Annotated in this window: 9 protein-coding genes and 1 pseudogene; 3 read left to right on the top strand and 7 right to left on the bottom strand. The window is 41.9% G+C overall.

All coding sequences use genetic code 11. From position 1 onward, the window contains the following. Nucleotides 1-113 (top strand): transposase (locus OEZ43_19640; GenBank protein ID MDH5547797.1); only part of this gene is annotated, 113 nt, incomplete at its 5' end. A 14-nt stretch (nt 114-127) separates the two neighbouring features. Beyond that, nucleotides 128-274 (top strand): annotated as a pseudogene (locus OEZ43_19635) (IS256 family transposase). Nucleotides 275-800: 526 nt separating this feature from the next. Here the strand turns inward: OEZ43_19635 and OEZ43_19630 are convergent. The 5 genes from OEZ43_19630 to OEZ43_19610 all read right to left on the bottom strand — a co-directional run bounded on the left by OEZ43_19630 (nt 801) and on the right by OEZ43_19610 (nt 5,910). Next, nucleotides 801-2,426, bottom strand: a complete 1,626-nt coding sequence (locus tag OEZ43_19630) for a GPI inositol-deacylase (GenBank protein ID MDH5547796.1) — start codon at nt 2,424-2,426, stop codon at nt 801-803. A gap of 425 nt (nt 2,427-2,851) precedes the next feature. Continuing rightward, entirely contained in the window at nt 2,852-3,565 is a 714-nt protein-coding gene (locus OEZ43_19625) for a hypothetical protein (protein ID MDH5547795.1), read from the bottom strand. A 917-nt stretch (nt 3,566-4,482) separates the two neighbouring features. Beyond that, nucleotides 4,483-4,863: a hypothetical protein gene (locus OEZ43_19620; GenBank protein ID MDH5547794.1), complete on the bottom strand. Its 381-nt coding sequence runs from the start codon at nt 4,861-4,863 to the stop codon at nt 4,483-4,485. 249 nt (nt 4,864-5,112) lie between these two features. Next, nucleotides 5,113-5,436: a hypothetical protein gene (locus OEZ43_19615; protein ID MDH5547793.1), complete on the bottom strand. Its 324-nt coding sequence runs from the start codon at nt 5,434-5,436 to the stop codon at nt 5,113-5,115. A gap of 90 nt (nt 5,437-5,526) precedes the next feature. After that, entirely contained in the window at nt 5,527-5,910 is a 384-nt protein-coding gene (locus OEZ43_19610) for a hypothetical protein (GenBank protein ID MDH5547792.1), read from the bottom strand. A gap of 463 nt (nt 5,911-6,373) precedes the next feature. On the opposite strand from OEZ43_19610, the gene OEZ43_19605 reads away from it, so the two are divergent. Continuing rightward, nucleotides 6,374-7,372 (top strand): integron integrase, encoded by a 999-nt coding sequence (locus OEZ43_19605; protein MDH5547791.1) that lies wholly within the window; start codon nt 6,374-6,376, stop codon nt 7,370-7,372. 593 nt (nt 7,373-7,965) lie between these two features. Here the strand turns inward: OEZ43_19605 and OEZ43_19600 are convergent. Then, nucleotides 7,966-9,240, bottom strand: coding sequence for a type II toxin-antitoxin system HipA family toxin (locus tag OEZ43_19600; protein MDH5547790.1), 1,275 nt, complete (start codon nt 9,238-9,240; stop codon nt 7,966-7,968). Then, nucleotides 9,233-9,739: a hypothetical protein gene (locus OEZ43_19595; GenBank protein ID MDH5547789.1), complete on the bottom strand. Its 507-nt coding sequence runs from the start codon at nt 9,737-9,739 to the stop codon at nt 9,233-9,235. Before OEZ43_19595 ends, OEZ43_19600 begins: the two co-directional genes overlap by 8 nt. Nucleotides 9,740-9,904 lie beyond the last annotated feature (165 nt).

Raw genomic sequence — 9,904 nt, 5'->3', positions numbered from 1 at the left:
GGGCCTGGATGTTGGAATACAACGAGGAACGCGATCACGATTCTCTTCAAGGAATGACACCTGTTGAGGTGTTGAAAAAATACGAACTCTCTACTTTAGGACTGTCAACCTAATGGGGAAGCTTACGGTTGGAGCCTTTCCTGACGGACAATCAGCTTTGATGTTGTGCGCGGCCAGACTCCGTCATATCGCGGGAACCAATTGGGGCAACAAAAAGTACCTCAACATGGATTTGTTAAAGGAGTTAAAGATCGAGCAACGACTCGTCGGTTAATTGTGCTGCCAAATGAAAAAGCGAAAGATTCTTTACACTACCATTTTTCATGCGTGTACGACTCTACAAAACTCAATAAATCACCTTGCTGGATTTCATCAAACATCATAAACTTAATCTCCCATTTTTTACGGCTGTGGCATAGATGACGAACTGTGTGATTCAACATTTTTTTATCTATAATAGACGCTAGCTACGCCGGAAAGCTTTAACTAAATTGTATCATTATACTTTTCGACTACTTTCCTTTTAGGAAGGCACAATTCATCTATAATTTATCCACTATGGTTGATCCAGTCTGCTCTTCTATACTTTCTAATTTTCCCTCTGGACATTATAAGTGGCAACTTTGAGCCTTTTAAAAATACAACATCTGTAACCGTCCAGCAATCTACCCTAGCCAGCAGGTTTCCATTTGTTACGACCTATATATTAAACGGCTTCCCCAATCAATTTATAACTTTTTGGGTGTCACATATATTCAAAAAAGCTCTCTTATGAACAGTAATATTTTCCAAATCCAGATCTAAAACAAAAAAGACCAATTTATAATATTTCGAATCCAACTATTGTCAGAAGTAACTGGGCCAATTAATTCACCGTAATAGACAGTCGCATAGTCAATCGCAAATTCTTTCGCACTAAATTCGCCTTCTATTATTCCGAATGCATCAAAATCAATATATATAAGTTCTGATTTATTTACCGCGAGACCACCGCGCAAACCCCAATAACGAGCACTTGCTTCAATACCGCGTTTTGATATACCGGCAGAAACAGCTACTTGAAGGATAGGGTTTCCGGGAACACCTACTGTTTCTGCGGCGTAAAGTTGATCTCTTTTAATTATGTAGTGAGCTTGATATAAAGAATTCAACCCTCCATATGCAACCTCAACTCCATCGCTCCCAAACTCTACATCTGCATAGTATACGCTAAAACCATCTATTGTAAATTCTCCGCTTGCAAAGCATTGAGAGCCATAACATCCAATATCTGTAAACAAATCGTAGTTGCGCTCATGACGAATATCTAGATAAGACATTCCAAGCGTTCCGTCTGGAGTATACAGAGATACTTCTTTTGAATTCAATATTCTCTCCAACGCGGGTTTCGCACCATTACTACTATCGCCCAACCATGCCCCATGAATTGTTTCGTGCGTGGCGCTAGACATAACAGTCGTCTTGTAGCCCGGAATATCTCTATCACTGGCTTGTGCTCCCAAATCAAAAGTAATTCCCCCGTATGTAACAAGTCGATTACCATCGTATATGACCTCCCCATAAATCTCCGTTGTAGAGTATGTAGGTAAATAGGCAGGATATACATCTCCAAGAGCGAGCGCAGCAGTTGGGTCTAACAAATAGGTATACATTTTGTTAATTTTTGGATTATCTATAATGTATTTAGTCAAACGATGCGTGATGATCCCTCCTCTACTGTGGCCAACGATTACGACATCCCACTTGTACTTTCTCATACTTAGAAAACGGTTTATTTTCTCCGCCAAAGCTTCGACTTGAAGCCGCATTGACTTAATCGTATCCCAACGAACAAAGAAATGCTTGTACTGCGCATCATCATTTGCACTGTAGTAATCCAGCAACAGACCATTGAATGTGTCTTGCCAGGAACTAAATCTTCCTCCATTTATACTGTAGTTTGCTTCTACTAGATCAAAAACATTTACGGGCGTTACCACTTCTTCCGGAATTGGTTGAAATCCCGGTATAGATATAAATAGAGTAGGTCGCTTTGTGTACGTAAAATCATCAGATAATTCGAATTCATCTAATGGCGTTTCTACAAGAGATGCAAATTCATCATCCCCCCATACTGTAGTACCTACATCATTTACGGCAACATACTTCTCGGTATGAAATGGCACTGGAATGCTGATACCATCCAGCATCACAAAAGTATATTTTGGTTTTGAATATTTAATTTCCCAAGTACCCTTTCCAACATCTGTTGAATATGGCTGCTCATCTATAACTGTTTTTTGCAAAGTAATTTTTTTGTCATAATCAACTCCAACCGCTGCATATAGCACTTGACTTAGAAATGCATATAGCACTAAACCAGCTATAAACAAAGTGCTCCATCTATACGTATTGTAAACGTTTCTCACATTCCCTTCCTCTTTCATAGCCAACTATCTCGCTTGCCCAAACAGGTGTCCAACAAAACATGTGACATATATTCATAATTATTTGGTGTAGTTACAAAACAATTCTAAATTTAGTTAGATTATTGATAATTTAATATTTATCGTATAACGAAAATTCTTAAACCGAATAGGCGGCACTCCAAGCATTTGTTATTGCTAATCACTTTAGCTAAACACTTCTGATCATGATTCCTTGTTTGCTACACGCAGCTGGTGGCCAATCAGTCGCATCTTAATTTTTTATATCTAATCCGGACCAGCCAGGATCGGACTCTATTGTTATACCCTTTCCCTTTATTTGAAAATCCTGTGCAGACGGGCTACCCAACATACTTCCACCGAGAGAAAGCCATACTACTAGAATTTGTCTTGAAACCTTCATACATACTTTACCAGCTATATAACTATAATTCTTGAGCTGCTTCAGCAGCTCTCCAAGTAATTGTTAGATTTTTCGGTTCTAATTTCGCTCTGGTACGGAATACGTAGCCGATAATAAGAGCCAACAAAAACAACAGAATGACAGGTGGTTCACTCACTTCCGCTCGATCCTGTATATAGAAATCACCACCGCTCAAGTTTAAATTGATTCGGTCGAAAGTAGCTGGTAGACCAGAATCACCTGCCACGCTTGCTCTATCTCTCAGATTGTTTAGTTCGAAGGTAAAACCAACCAAGCTAAAAAAATCATCTGTGACGTTTATCTCGTTCGAGAAAGTCGAAGATGCACCAATGGCACCTCCACTAGAGCTACTAGTGCCAGACAATTCATCAAATAAATTGTCACCCAACGGATCATGCCATCGAAACACCACATCATACATAATGTTTAGTTGAACTACTGGATCCGCCCAAATAGTAAGCGACGCGTATTCGAAGCTAAGCCCGAGATCACTCCATACGAGTTCTTCATCTCCAAGAAAGTTTACGTTGACATGGACACTATCACCATCTTGAAACGTGGTAGTGGGATCAATATTTATCCCGTAACGCCAAGAATCGCCACTAATTTGATTGGTAGATAGATCGATGTCTATATCGTAGTTTATTAAAACTGCAAATGAAGAACTTGGAAGCATGAATCCAAGGAATAATAGACCCCAGATTATTTTATTCATTATTTTCACGTCCCCTTTTTTTAACGATCAGCTTGAGCCGCGTAGCGGCACTCCAAGCAATTGTTAAATATTTTAATTAAATTCAACATACCCAATCCGGCAATCACCAGATGGAGACTCCAAATTCGTATATATTCGCAAACTGGTTCCTGTGGCCTTCGCTGAAAGCAAGCCAGCCACTATCGCGCTATAGTTTGGATCAGTAGAGTGTAAAAACGCCCAAGTACGAGTTCCGCACAATATTTTAGAGTTTTTTAGCGTAACTCTCGCGCTATAAGTCTCGAAATTTTGCATATGTACCTTGTTTATATATCCGGATACATCGCCATCCCACGCAAAAATACTGACCGGGAACACAGCAAATACCATCGCTACTAAAGTACGTTTCACAACCTGTCACTCCAAAATATTTAACGATAATTCTTGAGCTGCGTTAGCAGCTCTCCAAGTAATTGTTATACGAATATTCACTAATACACATACAAATATGTCGCATCTAAATAGCCATTTGCATTTGTGCAACCGCCCAGGAACTTAACCTTCCTATTTGCTAAATGGGCAGATAAAACCAAAGAGATAAATCTATCTGTTTGTTCTGCGTTACCTCTTAGTTGAACGAATTGAGTGTTATTGCACACACCCCACCCTGTATTTTTTACAGCAAAGTAACTTCCCCATGTTGCATTAAATTGTATTCGATCAATTTCTGTTTGGAGCGACTCTTCAGCGTACGTCGCGAAGGGGAGAAACAACATCAAACCGAAAAGCAGCTTCCTAAATTCCATAATTCAAAACCCTGTTGCTATAACGATAATTCTTGAGCTGCTTCAGCAGCTCTCCAAGTAATTGTTATACATTCTCAGCATACAGCTCAAACTATCACATCATTAAACAGTTTTTTCTAATTCACAGTCCAGCTACTGCGAATTTGCGTTTGACGGGATAACAACGTAGGCAAGCTTGTTATATCCGTATGCGTCTTCACCAACAACTCTAAAATCCACTTTATCGCCTTTAGAATAAGCCATATATAGAGAAGAAAGCAGTGCTTTGTCGCCAGCGTCAAAGTAAAGATAATAGTTCGATTTTGTGCTCAAACCCAACTTCGCTGAACTACCTGCGGCAACACAAGTAGCTTTGTCCAATATTACATATTGAGTTCCCTCGCCGCTATTAATATAGAACCCGTGAATATTGGAAGAAACTGTTGTCACATTCGCTATTGCATCCAGACAACCTGCGAATGCGCTTCCCTGTATGGAAAATAGGATAAGTATCGCAAAACCTAGTTTTTTCATATATTTCTGTGAACCCCGCGTACCTACTTGATATAACGATTTACTTGAGCCGCATCAGCGGCTCTCCAAGTTATTGTTATGCATCACACAATAAATATTAAAGACACTCTGTTCGCAGCGATAAACAGAGGTACAAACAATCGATTTCATTTTTTCCTACTTCGCACTACTTTTAAGTCCGAATATTCACATTGAAACGTCGAAAGCAGAAACGCCTCGATTCATGTTACTGAGACCTAAATCGTTTAACTAGTTATCCTTTAGATAAACGTACTTGATATATGTCTGTCCGTCATCGCTAGCTATATGCACCTTTGAGCCAGATGCTTTAGCTGTAAGCAACGTGGAATAGACAGTTTTCGCAAAGTCCGACATGGTTCCATCGGAGTTTAGACTCAAATAGTAAACTTTCTTTACTCCATCTTTTTCTATTTCAGCTTCGATCTTATATTCGCCTACTCTATTAACGCCAACCCAGTTTACATTTGCTCCTTGCATTGCTTCCAGAGCGAATACGCCTTGAGTGAATAGCGACAGAGCAAGTGCAAAAGGAACAATTCGGTTTATTTTCACTTAAGCTTCCTACTTTTGTTTAGAGCCATAACGATTGGCTTGAGCCGCCTTCAGCGGTTCTCCAAGCAATTGTTAGACTGAATTAGCTAATTACGGCTTTGCAACAATCCCCACAATGCTGCAATGCCACCAACCACCCGAAGTTGTCGTATCGTAAAGAATCTGACCCTTCATACTCTTTGTAGTTGACATTGTGAGAATAAGACTATAGAGCTCTTTAAAATTTCTATCATCTGTGTCTGTTCCCTTCACAAGCCTACCGCCTTTATCGGCACTACAACCTGGCATTGCTCCTTCGTTAAATTCAATATAAAGCCCGTTTCCTGGTTGATAATAAATAAGCGAAGGAACTAGTGGAGATTTTTCCGGACCAGTTTGATAGGAGAATACCAACGTAGGAAAAAACACCAATACAACAGGAATAACGAATTTCATTCTATTTTTAATATTCACCTTACTCACCAGTTCTAACATTTAAATCTACCGTTCCTGCGGCATAACTAAGCCGACGGAGCCCCTAATAAGTTCTTTAGAAGAAGAAAGTTGTTGTAAACCAACGGAGTGGAGAAACGAAAAAACAAGAATTGAACGCTTGATGCGGGTATAAGTATATCGGCCAGCAAAATGCGCTTCCGAAAAAAGACATGACAATACTAATGACAACAAGTCCATTTGTATGCTGCCTCGATGCGGACGACGAGTTGAAAAAACGTCCTAGCTGTTTTTCGTTTTCTTTTCCATGTGTAGCAGCACCTTCCTTATTTTATTTGGTGGAATAATTCTAACCACTACGGAACTTTTGTGTCAAACAACAATTCACATTTATTTTTACGCCTCCTACTAATGTACTAGCGCTACCGCCATACAAATGACACTTGCACGCCGTTGGATAATCGAATACTGTATGTATGCACAGCTTTTAATTGAGAGTATAAAAATGAGTAATAATAAACAACGTATTCTTGCGGCGATTGAGCCTTTACGTGTCGCGATAAAGACCAAGCATTATAGTCCGAAGACGGAGAAGGCCTATACGTTTTGGTTGAAGAGTTTCTTCTTTTTCTACGAGGCGCGTGATCCGTCTTCTTTGCAAGAGGACGATGTTGGTGCTTTTTTGTCCTATCTCGCCGTGCGCAAACATGTCTCCCCCGCTACACAGAATCAGGCATTGAATGCCATCGTATTTTATTTTCGCTACGTGCGTAAGACACCGTTAAAAAGTATTATTCAATTTACCTATGCCAAGCCGTCGCAACGTGTTCCGGTGGTGTTTAGTCGCAGAGAGGTGCGGGTGTTTCTTGAACAGTTGCGTGGGATTACCTGGGTGGTGTGTCAGATACTCTACGGTAGCGGTTTACGTTTGAGCGAATGCCTGAGTCTGCGAATCAAGGATATCGATCTGGATCGCCGTGAAATTCTAGTGCGTGACGGCAAGGGAAGAAAAGATAGACGCACGGTATTACCGGAATGTGTAGTCGTACAGTTAGAGAAGGTGATTCAACGTGCCAAGCATTTACATGAAATGGATTTACTCGATGGATTTGGCGAGGTACAACTACCTTATGCGCTGGCGCGCAAGTATCCCGGCGCGGTCAAGGAGTTTGCCTGGCAATTTGTCTTCGCGTCACCGCAACGTGCCGTCGACCCACAAACAGGGCGCGAGTGGCGTTCGCATATCTCGCCTGACAGTATTCAACGACGTTTCAAGGAGGGAATCAAAAAGGCCGGCATCACCAAAAAGGCCACACCCCATGTATTACGCCACAGCTTCGCCACCCACTTACTCGAAGACAACTACGACATCCGCACCGTGCAAACCCTGCTCGGGCACAAGGATGTCTCGACAACGATGATTTATACGCATGTGCTGAATAAGGGTGGTCAAGCGGTACGGAGTCCGGCGGATGTGGGGGCGGCAGTGCAGAACGCCGTATAAGGCAGAGTGAGGGAAGAGACACTAGTCGTTTGACTAGGTATGGCGCGAGCCGAGGAGTTGACGAGCATTAGGTGGGCTTTAAATTGTCGATTCATTCCTCAAGGCGTAAACTGTGGAAGTCGGAGAAGCGAGGCGACTTTGACGATTCTAAGTCAGCTTTTGAACAATACAGGGTCGTACACAAGCTAGAACCTAAAAGAGAATTACTGGTAGTCCACAGTTCACGTAGTGATATCCGTATGGAAGAACATCGACTAGTAGGAATTCGTGCAAAAATGGAGTCGAACTCCGTTTTTTCACGTTTCGAACGAGGGAACTCATTTCTATCTGCTTTTATAGACATTTTTAGCTTGAATATAGATAAAAACGCATCCGAAATGTCGTAGATGTTAGTACTTCGAGCACTTTATCTGCCACCAGACTGAGAAGTTTTAGTGAATGTCGATTAGGTTTCTGTAAGCCTTGTTCCCATTTTTGTGCCGTGGATTCGCTGGTGTTTAGGTAGGCAACGATGGCACCTTGGCTCGTTATGTTTTTTGTTCATACGCATTTGATCTATACGGCACTAATGTGTTTAATCAATGAAATTGTTGTCACGATTTTTTAAACGCTTTTACCAACAATCTTTGATTCTTATGCAACACCTCTCCCACTTGTTGAAAGGCAGGAAATTCTCCATGTTTCTCTTCAAATCGTTGCCGGGCCCGTTCAAAGGCATCGACTATCCCCGCTGACAATTCCTTAATGGCTGTGTCAAACAATTTAAATGAGGTGTCACACTCGTCCGCGAGTCTTTCCCAATGAGTACGCGTTATTTTATGTATATTTGTTTCACCGCCAATGGACAAAGCCAGTTCATGGTTTATAACATGAGGTGGCCACGCGTGAATAGCGATGATGTCATAGAAAGGGCTTAAGCGCGTTGTATTGTCATGGCCGTATAAGAATGAAAGATTTTTTGCGTGCGCATCAGCATTGCCGACAAGACAATTAAAAATCTGCCACCGGATGAGTCTCGGAATATCTTTCAGTGGTTGCGTTGAGTGTTCGCGTACCAAGTGTAAACATTCCGCAAAGGTAAGACCGCCCTCTTGCTCGTATTTATTCGCGCTTGAACGTCCGCTAGCCTGGCAGAAGTCTTCCTGGTGTAACCGCACCAGACCATCACTCGTTGCAGCTCTATCGTACCGTGCACTGAGCGTGAAAGACTCATCTGCGTAGCTGAAATAATCAATTTTGCAGACATCGAGTTCTAACTCCTCGGCAGTCCACATTGTGATGGTTTCATAGGCGGGAACATTATTAATATCGCGCACGCTATATTTCAGGATGTGTGTTGATATAGCGTTATCCAAAGGGATATAAAATCTTCCTTCTGCATATTTTACCGGTGTTTTATCCTGGGCGCCTGCTAATGAAAGTCTCGGTGGATTATCACCCGGCGCGACAACGGCCGAAGGATTGCGTTGAGTTAATAGTTTTGCCAGGTCGTCATCGTTTAGTTCTCGATATTGATTCGGCGTTTCTTGCGGTGCGTTTGCCAAAATCGATAGCGCGCCAGCACACTCGCCGCCAATGGCACGGAGTAGATCAAAATCATTCTCATAGCTAATTTTTTTCTCTCGGCAGATTCGTCTACGACTATCGGCTTCAGGTAAAAGATTGGCAAAGTAGTTGTGCGCAACACGATTGTTGCTTCCAGGCTCGTAGGCTCTCGATGTTAGAGGCAAGGTCTTTGAAACAGGAAATCGAACTGGGTTTTCTAGCCATTCATGCGAATATTGAAAGCCCATTTCATTGCGCTCATCACGCCACAAATAGCCTACATGATGACTATTGGTCCAAACATTGAGTGTGTCGTCATACATCTAGAAGATCTGCCTTGCTGAGTCGGTAATTTTTAGGGGCTATCGCTACTTCCAGGCCATAGTTTTTTAGTGCTGTAAGCGCTTTTCCGATTTGGCTATTTTTTCCATTTTCAAAATCCGACAAAAAGCGCAGACTCAGGCCTGATATCTCCTTAACCGTATCGAGTGTTGCTTCTTGAGATTTGCGATGCTGGCGTGCTAACGCGCCTATGTCTTTGGTATTGCTAAATGCGCCATAAGGATCTTGTACAGAAAGCGCATTTCTCGGATAGATATGCAAGTTCAGACCGAGTAGCTTGATATAGTTTAACGTCTTATCGAAGAAGGCCGTTTCTTTACCCCGCTCAAGCTCGGAGATGAAACGCTCCCCTAAATCCCCAAAGCCACTCGCAGTATGAATTGTTGCAGCTTGCTTGCGGCGATAGTCGCGAAGATAGCTGCCTAGCTCAACTGGGCTGTGAATATGCCGTACATTGCCTATTTTTTCAGCTGGTGTCATATATTCCCGATATGGATATTCACATCAAAAGTGGCTCTATCAAGCCAATATATTACCGATATGGAAACTGTAGTTGAAATCGTCGATATAGTACAGGAAATATTCCCGATATGGATATTCTAGAATCAAAGCGTCGCTGATACTCCGATTCGCGGCTATGTAAGG

The organism is Gammaproteobacteria bacterium (genome assembly GCA_029881255.1).
Lineage (GTDB): Bacteria > Pseudomonadota > Gammaproteobacteria > S012-40 > S012-40 > JAOUMY01.
Note: the sequence above shows the minus strand (reverse complement) of the source record. Positions and strands in the feature narration are given on the sequence as shown.